Here is a 12,877-nt window from a genome sequence, read left to right on the forward strand (position 1 = left end):
CCTCGGCAGCCGCCCGTGCGGCCTCAGCGGCAGCCGCCGCGGCTGCAGCAGCGGCGGCGGCAGCCGCCTTCACTTCCTCACCCTTGCGGTAGTCGGCCTCGGTGGCTGCGCGGTTCTCCTTGAGGACCACGAGCTGGGCCTCGAGCGTCGCGAGGTACTCCTGCTGCTCGGACACGGCGGTCTCGGCGTCGGCACGGGCTGCGACCGCATCTCCGAGCGCGGTCTCGGCTGCCGCGGCGAGCTCGCCGAGGGCGGCCTCGGCGATGGTCGCCTGCTCGGTGAGCAGCGACGCCGTGTTCGCATCGGTCCTCGCCCGGTCGTAGGTGCCGTCCGTGGACTCGCTGAGCTTCGTGATCGTGCTCAAGCGCCCGAGGAGCGACTCCGGCTCCTGGCCGTCGAGGAATGCGGCGGTACTGAGGTCGACGTTCCCCGACCGCAACCACGCGGCGACGAGCGCGCCGGCCTGGCGTTTGGAGGCCTCTGCCGCGGTCGTCGCGGCCACGGCCTGCTCGCGGAGCGAGACGGCACGGTAGCTCGCCTCGTCGACGGCCAGCTGAGCGGCCTCGTACTCGTCGGCACGGAGGACGGCCTCAGCTTCGGCGAGCGCCGCAGCGGTCTTCAGCTGCTGGACGAGCCCTTCGATCTGACCGATGGTCGACTGCTTCGAGGACTCGCTCGAGCGGGCCGCCTCGACGTCCTCCCAGCTGGGGTACTCCGCAGCGGCGGCCGGCTGCGCGAGACCCATCGAGAGGACGATGACTCCGGCGAGGGCCGCGGCGATGGAGGCGCGACGGCGCGCGGGACGGAGGCGTGGCATGCTGCCATCCTGGCAGTGGTCAGCCCCGTTCGGGGGGAGGCTCGCCCGCCTCTGAACGAACCGGCGCCGCCCGGTGGGAGAGCACGAGGTCGAGCAGCCGGTCGGCGATGCTGCGCTTCGATCCGTTCGCCTCACCGACCACCTCGCCGGCGCCGTCGATCACGACGACCTCGTTGTCGCGCGTGCCGAAACCGTTCATCCACCCCACGCGATTGAGCACGAGGAGGTCAGCGCCCTTGCGTGCCGCCTTGGCCCGGCCGAGGGCCAACAACTCCTCGCGGTCGGCGGCGGTCTCTGCAGCGAACCCGACGACCATCCGTCCCGGCACCGGGGCAGCGGCGAGTCCGGCGAGCACGTCGGGGTTGCGGACGAGTCGCAGGGTGAGCTCCTCACCGGTGTCGTCCTTCTTGATCTTCCGTTCGGCGATCTCGGCGGCGCGGTAGTCGGCCACGGCTGCCGCCATGACCACGAGCGTCGCGTCGGCCGCCACGTCCTCCATGGCGACCGCGAGTTCCGCAGCGGTGCCGACCGGGACGATCCGCAGACCGTCGACCGCAGCCGCTTCGGCCGCGACGTCGGCGTCCAGGTGCGCCGCGACGAGCACCACCTCGGCACCGCGCTCGGCGGCGGCCTGCGCGATGGCCAGCCCCTGTCGACCGCTCGACCGGTTCCCGAGGAACCGCACCGGGTCGAGCGGCTCGCGGGTGCCGCCGGCCGAGACGACGACACGCTCGGCGCGGAAATCGTCCGGGTGCGCGTCGGTTCCACCGGTGCGTCCGGTGAGCAGCGCCAAGCCGGCGGCCACGATGTCGTCGGGTTCGCTCATGCGTCCCGGCCCCGTGTCGCCGCCGGTCAGCGCGCCGTTCGCCGGCCCGATGACGGCCACCCCGCGCGATCGCAGGAGGGCGACGTTCGCGGTCGTCGCAGGGTGCTGCCACATCTCGGTGTGCATCGCCGGCGCCAGCAGGACCGGCGCCCGGCTGGCCAGGATGGTGGTGCCGAGGAGGTCGTCGGAGAGTCCCGCTGCGAGTTTCGCGAGGGTGTTGGCCGTCGTCGGCGCCACGACGATGAGTTCCGCGCGCTGCCCGAGGGCGACGTGCCGGACTTCGGCGACGCCGTCGTACAGCGAGGTCGTGACGGGGTTCCGGCTGATCGCCTCCAGTGTCGGCAGGCCGACGAACCGGAGGGCGCTCTCGGTCGGCACGACGTGGACGTCGAAGCCCGCGAGGACGAACCCGCGGACGACGCCGACCGCCTTGTAGGCGGCGACCCCGCCCGTGATCCCGACGACGACCGTGCGCCCTGCCGCCTCCCGCGATGCGTCCTGCACGCCCATGCCGCCTCCTCGCTTCCGGCGCTCCCGCGCCGGGTCCTCGTCTAGTCTGTCCTAGTCCGGCCGGCCGAGGAGGAACCAGCGTGTGCACCGTGATCATCGACTTCGAGCCGGGGCGCGCGTGGCCGATCGCCGTGCTCGGGCTGCGAGACGAACAGCCGGGGCGTGCCTGGGACCCACCAGGCGCGTGGTGGCCCGGACTCGGTGACAGCGTCCGCGGCATCCACGACCGCGAAGCGGGCGGCGCGTGGCTGGCGACGAACGACGGCGCCCCGGGCGGCCCCCGGGCGGCGGTGGTCCTCAACCGACGCGAGGACCTCGACATGCCCGCCGCCGGGTGGACCTCGCGGGGCGTGCTGCCGCTGGAAGCCGTCACGACCGGCGTCGACCCGGACGACGCCCGCAGCGCCAGGTCCTGGAACCTCGTGGAGCTGCGTCCTGACCGCGTCACCGTCACGAGCTGGGACGGCACCTCACCCCGGTCCATCGACGTCGAACCCGGTCTCCACCTCGTGACGCACGAGGGCCCCGACCACCTCGACGTCCCACGGGTCCACCGGTGGCGGCCGGCCTTCCTCGACGTCCCGTCGCCCATCGGGCCGTTGGACGGTGCGACGGCCGCGTCCTGGGAGCCGTGGTTGCGCACGTTGCGCTCCACGACGACCGTGCGCGCCGATGCCGACGAGGCGATCGTCCGCATCGACGACCACGACGGCCTGCGTCTCGCCTCGCTCTCGGTGACGGCGCTCTCGCTCGGCCCCGACGGTGCGGTGCTCCGGAACGCCCGACTCGCCGAGCCCGGCCATCTGCCGGAAGAGCTCGTCTGGGAGTGACCAGGACGGCGACGGTCGGCACCCGCCGGGAGCCACGGGACCCGGATCGGACTGCCACCCGTGTGGAGGGCGCCCTGGCGCGCTCGATACTGTTGCAGCATGGCCCTGAACCCCGTGCGACTGCGACTGCTCGAGGCGTTCGACCGCCTCGGTACGATCCGCGCCGTCGGCCGTGAGCTCGACCTCAGCCCCTCGACCGTCTCGCAGCAGCTCTCCGTGCTCGAGGCCGAGACCGGCGCCGCGCTCCTGGAACGACGCGGCCGGACGCTCACCCTGACGCCGACGGGTGCGCTGCTCGTCGAGCGCGCTCGGGCCCTGCTCGCGCAGATGGACGCCATCGAGGTCGAACTGGCCGAGGTCGAGTCCGAGCCGTCGGGTCGGTTCCGCATCGCCGGGTTCGCGAGCGTCATCGCCCCGATCCTCATCCCCGCCGCGCGCTCCCTTGCACGGCAGTACCCGCGCCTCGAGGTCGAACTCATCGAGGTCGAACCGCACGAGAGCACCACCGCCGTCCAACGGGGCACCTGCGACGTCGTGATCACCGTCGATCAGGAGGACGGGTTCCTCCTCGACCCCTCGGTGCACAGCGTGCCGCTCACCACCGACCCGCTCCTGCTCATCGCGCCGCTCGACCACCGACTGGCCGCGCAGGAGCAGGTCACCTTCAGTGAGCTGCAGATGGAGTCGTGGGCCCTCGACGCACCGGGCACCTACCTCGGCGAACTCGTCCCGCTGATCTGTCGTCGCGCGGGGTTCGAGCCGAGGGTGGCCGGACGGTTCACGAGTTACGAGGTCGTCATCGACCACGTGGCGGCCGGGCTGTCGATCGCCGTGCTCCCGGACATCGCGATCGGCTCACGGACGGACGTCGTGCGAAAGCCGATCACCGGGATGAGTGAGCGGAAGATCGTCGCGACGGCGCGGAAGGGCTCACTGCAGCGTTCGGCCGTCGCGGCAGCGCTCGCAGCGGTGCAACGGGCCACGGACGAGGCCGTCGCCCGCTGAGCCGTCGCGGACCCGGCCGAGCCTCCTGTGGGGAGGATCAGCCGTGGTAGCCGGACTTGGCCATGGCGACGAGCGCCCCGACCAGGCCGATGCCGCCGAAGACGGAGATGAGGGCGATCACGCCGATGAGGATGTCGTTCACGGTCATGCACCCATCGTACTGAACCCGACGGGCCCCACGGCTAGGGTTGGTCCGTCCCCCGACACCACCCGGAGCAGCACCATGATCACCTCATCGAGCGAGTCCCAGGCTGCCGCCTTCCGCGACGGCCGGATCCCTGCGACAGAGCACCTCGACGCCGACACGGTCGTCATCGCCGTCCCGACCGGCGACCCCGGCAACCCGTTCACCCTCTGCTCGGTCCTCTTCGGCACCGACGGTCGCGCGATCGTCGTCGACCCCGGGACCGACACCCCCGAGGGCCGCGAGCACCTGCTGCGGGAGCTCCGCGGCATCGGGGTGACGACGCTCACGGGCGTCGTCGTGACCCACCTGCACCCCGATCATCTGGGCCTCGCCGGCACCCTCCGCGACGAGCTCGCCGCACCGGTCCTCATGCACCGCCTCGAGGACGAGGCGGCCGGCTCGACGCCGCCGGGCCCGGCCGACCTCGCTGCGGCCTTGGACGAGTGGGGCGTCCCGGCGGACGACACGACCGTGCGTCCCTGGGCCACTGGTGCGACGGCACCGGCCGGGCACCTCGGCGACACCCGCGCGGACCGGACGCTCGAGGACGGCGACCTGTTGATGCTCCCCGGTCGCTCGATCAGGGTCCTGCACACACCCGGCCACACGACGGGCCACCTCACCCTGCGCGATGAGGACCGCGGCTACCTGTTCACGGGCGACCACGTGCTGCCGACGATCTTCTCCGGCCTCGGGCTCGGGGCGCGCACCTCCGAGAACCCGGTGACGGCCTATCTGTCCTCGCTCGACCGCGTCCGCGGCTACGACGGCGATCAGGTGATCCCCGGACACGGCTTCCGGTTCACGGGACTCGCGGACCGCTGCGACGAGCTGGCCGCGCACCATCTGCGGCGAGCCGATGAGGTGCGCGCTGTCCTTCTGGACGACCCCGACGCGAGCGTGTGGACCATCGCCTCCCGCATCGGCTGGTCGGCCGGATGGGACGCGCTGACCGGTCTCCTCCGCGTCTCGGCCCTCACGCAGACCGACTGGCACCGGGCGCGCCTCCAGCAGCTCGCAGGCTGACCGTCCGCGCTACCGGCTGAGGCCGGCCCACCCGGCTCGACGACGCGCCAGCGCCCGTTCGAAGGCGTAGAGTCCACCGCCCGCCGCCACCCCCGCGGCGAGCACCGCGAACACGACGACCCCGATCGTCGAGGCGAGTCCGATGGGTGCGGCGATGAGGCCGCCGACGATCAGGACGAGGAAAGCCGCACCGCCACCGGCGATCCAGGCCCGGTGGACCGGGCCCCGCTCGCCCCAGTGATCGAGGATGCCGAGCGCCAGCAGCGCACCGACCGCCCCGACGGCTGCGAGCATCCCTCCGACGAGTCCACCGACGAGGACGGCGATCCCGCCGAGATCGGCCGGATGCACCGAGACGGTCCCGACCGTCCCGAAGAGCTCTGCACCGGCTGCGAGGGCAGCTCCGGCGACCGCTCCGACGCTGACGGCGAGGCCGAACAGCGGGACCACACGGAGAAGGGACCAACCCGGGTCCGCTGCTTCATCGAACACGTCCATGGCTTCGACCGCCTCCTGCGCGCCTCGTCGTCGACGGCGCTTGGCGCTCAGCGTGGCACGAGGGTGCGTGGTGCTCCAGGGCGTTGCGCGCGGAGGAGGAGCGGGTGTAGGACTGCGGCGTCCGCTACCAGCCGCGTGTACCCGGGGCGCCCTTGAACGGCCCGACGATCCCCGGCGTGATCCACCCGCCGTAGAAGTCGCCCTCCTGCGCCTGCACCGGCACCCCGTTCACCTCGCAGGCGTCCATGCGCCCTGGATAGACGGCGATCATGCCGAACAGCGGCGCGTATCCCGGGCGTGGATCGGGGTAGGTCCACGCGGCGGCACCGGCGACCGCGTCGCCCACCCGCACGTCGAGGTAGTGCGCCTCGCCCTTGAACTCACACATGGTCGTTCCGTCGACCGGCACCAGGACCCCCGGCGAGAAGTCCGCCGCCGGCACGTAGTACACCGGCGGGTGGCTCGTCTCCAGGACCCGGACCGCGGCCGTCGACTCCGCGATGACCGTGCCGCCGAACCGGATCACGACGCGCTCGTCGCGCGGCTCGACCCGCGGCGGACGCGGGTACTCCCAGACGGACTCCTCACCGGGTCCGGGCTGGACGGGCAGGGGGCGGCGGAATCGCGAGGAGTCGGGCATCTCCCCATGCTGCCCGGTCCACCTGAGCGACGACCGCGAATCAGGCGCGCCGACCCACGGGCCGGAGCGCCTGCCAGAGCAACCAGGTACCGGCCGCGGCGTACCCGATCAGCAGCAGCACGACGGCCGTCGAACCGAGGTCGTAGACGACGGGGATCACCGGGGAGCCACCGACGCCGGCGTCCGTCGACTTCCAGTTCGCAGTCAGGAGGGCCAGGACGAGCAGCACCGCGGCGCTCGCGAGGATCGGTCCGCCGGTGGCCCAGACCTTCTGCTTGGTCGTCCAGGCGCGCGATCGCCACAGCATGACCATGCCGGCCACCCAGCCGACGAACGGCACGACGAGCCCTCCGAGCATCACGAACAGGGCCGCCGTGATCGCGAACCCGCGGCGTTCGAGGAGCTGCTCCGCGAACGGCCGTTCGTCCTCGGGTGGGCGGGCACCCTCCTCGTCATCGTGTCCGATCACGCGCTCCTCCTCGTCGACGTCGCGCGGACATGCATCCGTTCCGCAGCCGCTAGCACCGCGCGCCGCTCCCCTCATCCAGCCGCGGCGACCAGGACTGACAGGGGTTATCTCAGTTAGTGTGTTCGTCGCTTGTTAATTGCGCCAATGGGCACTCGGTCCCCACCACCTCAACGACAGGAATCCGTCCAGATATGCCGGGGCACACCCCACGGTGGGGTGAAGACCCCGCCGTCGGATGCTTGCCGATGAAGCAGCGATCAGCGGCCCTCCCCCTGTCACACCCGGACGTCACGAACCGCGACTGACGCACCAACGCCCGACCCATCGACACAGTACCTTCCCCATCGGGGCAGGATCCTCGACAGGCAGGGCGTGTCACCGAGGTCGGCGCCGCTCCACAGCGGCTGTGCCACGGCAGTGCCGTCGCACGCGTCGGAACGAACAACGCCCTACCGGAGTGGGGTCCGGCACGATTTCACTGGTGTCTGAGGCGATTTGACCGCGCTGATCAGGTGACTGCCGTCGGAACGGGTGATGGACCGGATCATCTCATCGGCCTGAGGGATTCGTTCTTGCGTTGGATGGAGTCGTTGGTGCCCCAAGGTCCTTTGAGAGCGAGGACGAGTTGCAGGACTGCAGCCGCGACAATGGCGACAGCGAGAGAGACTGACCCGTCGAGCGCGAGACCTCGGCCGATGCCGAACATCAGGAGAGCAGCGGCATCGATGATGACGACTATGCGGAGCACGGTGTTCGACATGGTCAAACCAGCGAGTAGAACTTGTTCTCGAAGGCCAGAAGGAAGACGCTGCCGAAAATAGGGCCGATGGCTCCGATGACCATGGCGCGCATGCTCCATTTGATCTCCTGGTACTCCGCGGACCGCAGGCCGGCGTAGTACATGCGTTGTGCGGCCTGGCTTCCCATGTAGTCAGCCGCGCCGCCGGCTGCGATGACTGCGGTCAGGATGGTCGCCCAGGCGATCCTCGTCTCGCGGGCCTCGGCGTCGAGGCCAGTGGCCGATTGGGCTCCTGCTGAGTGCGCGATAGCCGTTGTAGTCGCTGGTCGCGCGCCCAGCGGTGCGGCGTTCGCGGGGGTTGCCATTGATGTGGTGAGGGCAAGGGTGATTACCGAGGCGGTACCAAGACGCGCGAGTTTCGAGCTCGGTGCGAACTTCATAATGACTCCTTTGTCTCCGTTGATGCTTACGGCAACAAGGTTAGCTATCGATATGATCAGTAGGTATCCGTATAAATGTGGACTTGATCTGGATTTGCATCTGATGTATCAGAGCTATCTGGATCGAACGCCTGGGGGACAGGCAACCTCGGCGGAAGGCGCCTGCCGCTCTCAGCCGCCGGTAATCACCCGTGCACGCCATCAGGTGAGCGGCGACGGATCCTCTTGGGTCTGCGACGTGGCGCTCAAGGCAGCACGTCGCCGCCGCAGGTAACTGCCCGCGCATGGCGGGTGGGCCGCAGCGGAGATCTTGGGGACAGTCCGCTACGGCCCACACGAGCAGTGTGCGCCGACGAACGGCACGACGAGCCCTCCGAGCATCACGAACAGGGCCGCCGTGATCGCGAATCCCCGGCGTTCGAGGAGCTGCTCCGCGAACGGCCGTTCGTCCTCGGGTGGGCGGGCACCCTCCTCGTCATCAGGTCCGATCATGCGCTCCTCCTCGTCGACGTCGCGCGGACGTGCATCCGTTCACCCTGCTTGCCGAACAGGCTGAGGAACTCCACCCCTGCGGCCTCGGCCCGGCCGAACCAGTGCGGGACGCGGGTGTCGAACTCGGCGACCTCACCCGCGGTGAGCACGATGTCCTGGTCGCCGAGGAGGAGCCGCAACCGGCCGTTGAGGACGTAGAGCCACTCGTATCCCTCGTGGACCTGCTGCGTCTCAGGCGTCTGCGGGCCGTCGCCGCCGTGGATGATGCTCTTGAACGCGTGGATGCCGCCCGATCGACGCGTGAGCGGCACGATCGTCTGGCCGTACCGCTGGACGGGCTTCAGGTGGACGCGCGGATCACCCGTCTGCGGAGCGCCGACGAGGTCGTCCAGAGGCACCTGGTGTGCCTTGGCGAGTGGCAGGAGCAGCTCGAGGTTCGGTCGGCGCTGGCCGGACTCGAGCCGGGAGAGGGTGGAGACCGAGATGCCCGTCTCGGCCGACAGCGCGGCGAGGGTGGTGCCACGATGCTGCCGGATGGCTCGCAGCCTCGGCCCGACAGCATCCAGCACGCCGTCGATGGACCGTTGCTCGTCGTGTGCATGCGCCATGGGTCGATTCTCGCTCCCACGTTGCCGCTTCGGCAAGTCTTCTTGCCACTTCGGCACCGGTCGGCGCACCCTGGACACCTCCCAGCACGTCGACCGAACGGAACGATCCATGAGCACCCCCGTCACCCCAGCAACCAGCACCGACCTCGTCGACGCCGTCATCGTCGGCGGTGGCGCCGCAGGGCTCAGCGCAGCCATCATGCTCGGACGATCACGACGATCCGTGATCGTCGTCGACGGCGGCGAGCCGCGGAACGCACCCGCCGACGGCGTGCACGGCTTCCTGACCCGCGAGGGCACCCCGCCTCGTGAGCTCCTGCGCCTCGGCCGAGCGGAGGTGGTGTCGTACGGCGTCCGCATCGTCGACGGCCAGGTCGTCGATGCCGGGCGCGACGACGACGGGTTCATCCTGACGACGGCGGACGGCGCGATCGTCCGGGGCCGCCGCCTCCTCATCGCCACCGGCACCGCCGACGAGCTCCCGCCCATCCCCGGCCTCTGGGAGCGGTTCGGCCGCGACGCCCTCCACTGCCCCTACTGCCACGGGTGGGAGGTCCAGGACCGCGTGATCGGTGTCCTCGGCACGAACGCGGAGGCCGCAGCCCACCAGGCGCAGCTGTTCCGGCAGCTGAGCGACCGGGTCGTCGTGCTCCGCAACACCGCGGGCGCCTTCACGCCGGAGCAGGAGGCGGCGTTCGCGGCACGGGGCATCGAGGTGGTCGACGGCGTCGTGGAGCGGCTCGAGATCGCCGACGACCGGCTCGTCGGCGTACGCCTGGACGACGGCCGCACCGTCCCCGTCGAGGCGCTGGCCGTGGCCCCGGTCAACCGGGTGCGCGCCGAGGCGTTCACCGGTCTCGGGCTCCACACGCGACCGCACCCGCGAGGAGCCGAGTTCGGAGACGCGATCGGCGTCGACGAGCTGGGCACCACCTCGGTGCCGGGTGTCTGGGCGGCCGGAGACGTCACCAACCTGCGCACCCAGGTCCTGCAGGCGGCGGCCGCCGGATCGATGGCCGGCGCGATCATGAACGCCGACCTCGTCCAGGAGGACGTGCGCCGAGCCCTTGCGAAGCGGTAGAACCACCACTGTCGCGCGAGACGCGGACATGGGACGATGACGGCACGGGGGCAACGGCTCCCGTGCCGTCTCCGTTCCGACGAGGAGAGACATGCCGGGTGCACCCACCACGATCGACGACTACCTCGCCACGCAACCCACCGACGCCGCGGACGCCATCGAGGAGATCCGACTCCGCGTCCACCGCATCGTGCCTGGAGTCACCGAGGCCATCCGGTACGGCATGCCGACCTTCATGCTCGACGACCGCTACCTGCTGTACCTCGGCGCCTGGAAACACCACATCGCCCTGTACTCGATCCCGCCGTTCGACGGCCCCTTGCAGAACGCCGTCGCCGACTACCGGGCGGCGAAGGACACGCTGCAGTTCCCGTTCAGCCGGCCGATCCCCTTCGAGCTCATCGACCGGATCGTCACGGAACTATTGGAGCGGCGCCGGGCGGCCGACGCACGCCACGAGCACTGAGGGAGAGCGACGCGTCGCCGCCCTTCGACAGGCTCAGGGACCGGGGAAGGGTGCTCAGGGACCGGGGAGGGGTGCTCTGGGAAGTCACGGGAGGACCGCGCCGGCACCCTGGGCCAGCCAGAGCCCGACGGTGGCGAGGGCCACCGTCAGCGGGGCGACCACGAAGCCGAGCGCGATGAACCGGCCCCAACCGAACTCGACGTCCGCCGCGGTGAGCCGCGCGTGCCAGAGCAGCGTCGCGAGCGCCGCCCACGGGGTGATGAGCGCGCCCGCGTTCACGCCGATGAGCAGGGCGGCGAAGCGCACGGGGTCGCCGGCCACCGGCTCGAGGGCGAGGTACGCCGGGAGGTTGTCGACGAGGTTGGCACTCGCCATACCGACCCCCGCCAGTTGCAGGAGCGCCAGGAGCGAGTCACCGGTCCCCGCGATGGACGCGAGCGCCCGCGCGAGTCCGAGAGCGTGGGCCGCCTCGACCACGAGGAACAGTCCTGAGGCGAGCAGGACGAGCTGCCACGGGACCAGCGCCGGACGCAGCGCCGCCGGACGCCGGATGAGGAACACCACGACGAGGACCACCGCCGCACCGACCGCCGACATCCACACCGGGATGCCGGACACCAGCAGCGGCAGGAGCACGAGCACCACGACCCCGGACGTCCACAGCAGCACCCGGTCGTCGTCCTGCGCTTCCACGTCCACCGTGTAGGCACCGGCGAGCTGGCGGCGGTACACGATGGCGAGGACCACGCACGGGACCACGACCGCGATGATCGCAGGGACGACCATGAGCGCTGCGAATCCGCCGGGGCCGAGCGGGCCACCACCCGACGCTGTGGCGGCCTCGTCGATCGCGTGCTCCGCGAGCAGGTTGGTGAGGTTCGACACCGGCAACAGCAGCGACGCCGTGCACGCCAGCCAGACGGTGGTCAGGGCGAACGGCACCGGCGACAGCCCGGCGTGTCTCGCGAGCGTGATGACGACCGGCGTCAGGAGGACGGCCGTGGTGTCGAGCGAGAGGAAGACGGTGCTGAGCGTTGCCAGCGCGACGACGAGCAGCCACAGCAACCAGGTGCTCCCCCGACCCCAGCGCACGAGCCGCGAGGCGACGAGGGTGAACAGGCCGGCGTCCGCAGCGAGTTCGGCGACGACGGTGATCGCGACGACGAACAGGAGGATCGGCCAGACGCGGTCGGCGATGCCGAGGGCCTCCGGGGCGGGGAGGACACCGGTGAGGATCGCGATCGTCCCGATGACGAGCAGCACGACGCCGAGCACGGCACTGCGCACGAGCCCTCCTTCACCACCGGTCCGTCGGTGCGCTGTCGCCCGCTCGGCAGTCGATCATACGACGGCTCGCCGACCGCGTGCCCCTGCGCTCGTCGACGGGTGTCAGGCCCGCACCCAGCGCCCGATGAGTTCGAGCAGGGCTGGCTCGGCGGCGGCCGCCGCATCGATGGTCGAGAAGGTGACGACACCGCGGTCCGGCGCCGCCCACACCACGAGACCGGAGGGGTCGTCGAACCGGAAGGCGTCGGTGTCGTCCCGCTGATGCACGCCCCGGTGCAGGATGATCCGAATGCGGTTCGCCGGGTGCAGAGCGAAGGTGACGCGGTCCTCGCCGTCGTAGACGAAGCTCGGCGCCTTCCACTTGAGGTGCTCCGACATGCCCTCGTCCGAGGCCATGATCGCCTCGCGCAGCCGCACGACCGCCGGCTTCAGCTGGTGTGCGAGGGAGGCGAGGTAGGCGTCGACCTCGGCGGAGCTCATGGGATCAACCCGTCGGGCGACCGACGTAGGGTGCGACGTCGCCGGATCCCCAGATGCCGCCGACCCGGGTGCCGGCCCGCTCGTTGGCCGCTTCGACGATCTGGCCGTTCCCGAGGTAGATGGCGACGTGGTAGTAGTCGTAGCCGCTCGACCAGAAGATGAGGTCGCCGCGCTGCTTCTGGCTGTAGGGCACGAGGCGTCCCTGCGACTGCATCGTGTAGTACTGGTTCGTCGCGGAGTGCGTCCCGATGCCGCTGCCGTAGGCCGCGCGGGTGAGGCCCGAGCAGTCCCAGACGTTCGGGCCGGAACCGCCGAGCTGGTAGCCCTTGCCGACTTGGGCGAGCGCGAAGGCGATCGCCGACTCGACGCCAGCGGAGTCCGGAGGTGCGACCGAGCCGCCGCCGCCACCGCCGCCGCCGGACGCACCGCCACCACCGCTCGATCCTCCGCCGCCGGACGAACCGCCGGACGACGCG

General features: G+C 71.0%; 16 protein-coding genes and 1 pseudogene. 5 read left to right on the top strand and 12 right to left on the bottom strand.

Translation table 11 applies throughout. The features are described 5' to 3' along the window. Positions 1-817: pseudogene (locus tag IFT89_RS17830) on the bottom strand (M23 family metallopeptidase); the annotation flags it as partial. Positions 818-836: 19 nt separating this feature from the next. Continuing rightward, positions 837-2,153 carry a bifunctional phosphopantothenoylcysteine decarboxylase/phosphopantothenate--cysteine ligase CoaBC gene (coaBC, locus tag IFT89_RS17835; RefSeq protein ID WP_202939626.1) on the bottom strand — a complete coding sequence of 439 codons (1,317 nt, stop codon included), beginning with the start codon at positions 2,151-2,153 and terminating at the stop codon, positions 837-839. 80 nt (positions 2,154-2,233) lie between these two features. Between coaBC and IFT89_RS17840 the strand changes: the two genes are divergently transcribed. The 3 genes from IFT89_RS17840 (at position 2,234) to IFT89_RS17850 (ending at position 5,201) form a co-directional block, all read left to right on the top strand. Next, positions 2,234-2,983 carry an NRDE family protein gene (locus IFT89_RS17840; protein WP_164486923.1) on the top strand — a complete coding sequence of 250 codons (750 nt, stop codon included), beginning with the start codon at positions 2,234-2,236 and terminating at the stop codon, positions 2,981-2,983. 99 nt (positions 2,984-3,082) lie between these two features. Beyond that, positions 3,083-3,988: a LysR family transcriptional regulator gene (locus IFT89_RS17845; protein ID WP_202939627.1), complete on the top strand. Its 906-nt coding sequence runs from the start codon at positions 3,083-3,085 to the stop codon at positions 3,986-3,988. Between the two features lie 223 nt (positions 3,989-4,211). Next, positions 4,212-5,201, top strand: a complete 990-nt coding sequence (locus IFT89_RS17850) for an MBL fold metallo-hydrolase (RefSeq protein WP_137242259.1) — start codon at positions 4,212-4,214, stop codon at positions 5,199-5,201. A 9-nt stretch (positions 5,202-5,210) separates the two neighbouring features. On the opposite strand, the gene IFT89_RS17855 is transcribed toward IFT89_RS17850, so the two are convergent. The 7 genes from IFT89_RS17855 to IFT89_RS17885 all read right to left on the bottom strand — a co-directional run bounded on the left by IFT89_RS17855 (position 5,211) and on the right by IFT89_RS17885 (position 9,087). After that, the gene (locus tag IFT89_RS17855) at positions 5,211-5,699 is read right to left on the bottom strand and encodes a hypothetical protein (protein ID WP_086474566.1); all 489 of its coding nucleotides are present in this window, start codon (positions 5,697-5,699) and stop codon (positions 5,211-5,213) included. A 124-nt stretch (positions 5,700-5,823) separates the two neighbouring features. Next, positions 5,824-6,339, bottom strand: coding sequence for a DUF427 domain-containing protein (locus IFT89_RS17860; protein WP_086474567.1), 516 nt, complete (start codon positions 6,337-6,339; stop codon positions 5,824-5,826). Between the two features lie 40 nt (positions 6,340-6,379). Beyond that, a complete protein-coding gene (locus IFT89_RS17865; RefSeq protein WP_137242260.1) occupies positions 6,380-6,808 on the bottom strand; it encodes a hypothetical protein in 429 nt (142 codons plus the stop codon). A gap of 544 nt (positions 6,809-7,352) precedes the next feature. Then, the gene (locus IFT89_RS17870; protein WP_137242261.1) at positions 7,353-7,568 is read right to left on the bottom strand and encodes a hypothetical protein; all 216 of its coding nucleotides are present in this window, start codon (positions 7,566-7,568) and stop codon (positions 7,353-7,355) included. 2 nt (positions 7,569-7,570) lie between these two features. Beyond that, the gene (locus IFT89_RS17875) at positions 7,571-7,987 is read right to left on the bottom strand and encodes a hypothetical protein (protein WP_137242262.1); all 417 of its coding nucleotides are present in this window, start codon (positions 7,985-7,987) and stop codon (positions 7,571-7,573) included. Between the two features lie 324 nt (positions 7,988-8,311). Beyond that, a complete protein-coding gene (locus IFT89_RS17880) occupies positions 8,312-8,479 on the bottom strand; it encodes a hypothetical protein (RefSeq protein ID WP_161578551.1) in 168 nt (55 codons plus the stop codon). Beyond that, entirely contained in the window at positions 8,476-9,087 is a 612-nt protein-coding gene (locus tag IFT89_RS17885; RefSeq protein WP_137242263.1) for a helix-turn-helix domain-containing protein, read from the bottom strand. The genes IFT89_RS17880 and IFT89_RS17885 overlap by 4 nt, the downstream gene beginning before the upstream one ends. Before the next feature lie 109 nt (positions 9,088-9,196). On the opposite strand from IFT89_RS17885, the gene IFT89_RS17890 reads away from it, so the two are divergent. Both IFT89_RS17890 and IFT89_RS17895 read left to right on the top strand, forming a co-directional pair. After that, positions 9,197-10,168: an NAD(P)/FAD-dependent oxidoreductase gene (locus tag IFT89_RS17890; protein WP_137242264.1), complete on the top strand. Its 972-nt coding sequence runs from the start codon at positions 9,197-9,199 to the stop codon at positions 10,166-10,168. Positions 10,169-10,259: 91 nt separating this feature from the next. Continuing rightward, on the top strand, positions 10,260-10,634 hold the full coding sequence (locus IFT89_RS17895) for an iron chaperone (protein ID WP_137242265.1): 375 nt from the start codon (positions 10,260-10,262) through the stop codon (positions 10,632-10,634). Positions 10,635-10,718: 84 nt separating this feature from the next. Here the strand turns inward: IFT89_RS17895 and IFT89_RS17900 are convergent, their stop codons facing one another. The 3 genes from IFT89_RS17900 to IFT89_RS17910 all read right to left on the bottom strand — a co-directional run. Further along, positions 10,719-11,921, bottom strand: a complete 1,203-nt coding sequence (locus tag IFT89_RS17900) for an SLC13 family permease (protein ID WP_137242266.1) — start codon at positions 11,919-11,921, stop codon at positions 10,719-10,721. 102 nt (positions 11,922-12,023) lie between these two features. Beyond that, complete coding sequence (locus tag IFT89_RS17905) at positions 12,024-12,401, bottom strand: DUF1801 domain-containing protein (protein ID WP_137242267.1); 378 nt, start codon at positions 12,399-12,401, stop codon at positions 12,024-12,026. Between the two features lie 4 nt (positions 12,402-12,405). Continuing rightward, on the bottom strand, positions 12,406-12,877 hold a 472-nt coding region (locus IFT89_RS17910), incomplete at its 5' end, for a C40 family peptidase (RefSeq protein ID WP_202939628.1).

Origin of the sequence: Plantibacter sp. CFBP 13570 (assembly GCF_014841395.1) — a bacterium.
Classification (GTDB): Bacteria; Actinomycetota; Actinomycetes; order Actinomycetales; family Microbacteriaceae; genus Plantibacter; species Plantibacter auratus.

What these genes read in the sequence shown, in the direction of transcription:
- IFT89_RS17855 (WP_086474566.1), bottom strand. Translation starts at nt 5,699, where the DNA reads ATGGACGTGTTCGATGAAGCAGCGGACCCGGGTTGGTCCCTTCTCCGT.
- IFT89_RS17890 (WP_137242264.1), top strand. Translation starts at nt 9,197, where the DNA reads ATGAGCACCCCCGTCACCCCAGCAACCAGCACCGACCTCGTCGACGCC.
- IFT89_RS17850 (WP_137242259.1), top strand. Translation starts at nt 4,212, where the DNA reads ATGATCACCTCATCGAGCGAGTCCCAGGCTGCCGCCTTCCGCGACGGC.
- IFT89_RS17875 (WP_137242262.1), bottom strand. Translation starts at nt 7,987, where the DNA reads ATGAAGTTCGCACCGAGCTCGAAACTCGCGCGTCTTGGTACCGCCTCG.
- IFT89_RS17870 (WP_137242261.1), bottom strand. Translation starts at nt 7,568, where the DNA reads ATGTCGAACACCGTGCTCCGCATAGTCGTCATCATCGATGCCGCTGCT.
- IFT89_RS17905 (WP_137242267.1), bottom strand. Translation starts at nt 12,401, where the DNA reads ATGAGCTCCGCCGAGGTCGACGCCTACCTCGCCTCCCTCGCACACCAG.
- coaBC (WP_202939626.1), bottom strand. Translation starts at nt 2,153, where the DNA reads ATGGGCGTGCAGGACGCATCGCGGGAGGCGGCAGGGCGCACGGTCGTC.
- IFT89_RS17895 (WP_137242265.1), top strand. Translation starts at nt 10,260, where the DNA reads ATGCCGGGTGCACCCACCACGATCGACGACTACCTCGCCACGCAACCC.
- IFT89_RS17880 (WP_161578551.1), bottom strand. Translation starts at nt 8,479, where the DNA reads ATGATCGGACCTGATGACGAGGAGGGTGCCCGCCCACCCGAGGACGAA.
- IFT89_RS17860 (WP_086474567.1), bottom strand. Translation starts at nt 6,339, where the DNA reads ATGCCCGACTCCTCGCGATTCCGCCGCCCCCTGCCCGTCCAGCCCGGA.
- IFT89_RS17885 (WP_137242263.1), bottom strand. Translation starts at nt 9,087, where the DNA reads ATGGCGCATGCACACGACGAGCAACGGTCCATCGACGGCGTGCTGGAT.
- IFT89_RS17845 (WP_202939627.1), top strand. Translation starts at nt 3,083, where the DNA reads ATGGCCCTGAACCCCGTGCGACTGCGACTGCTCGAGGCGTTCGACCGC.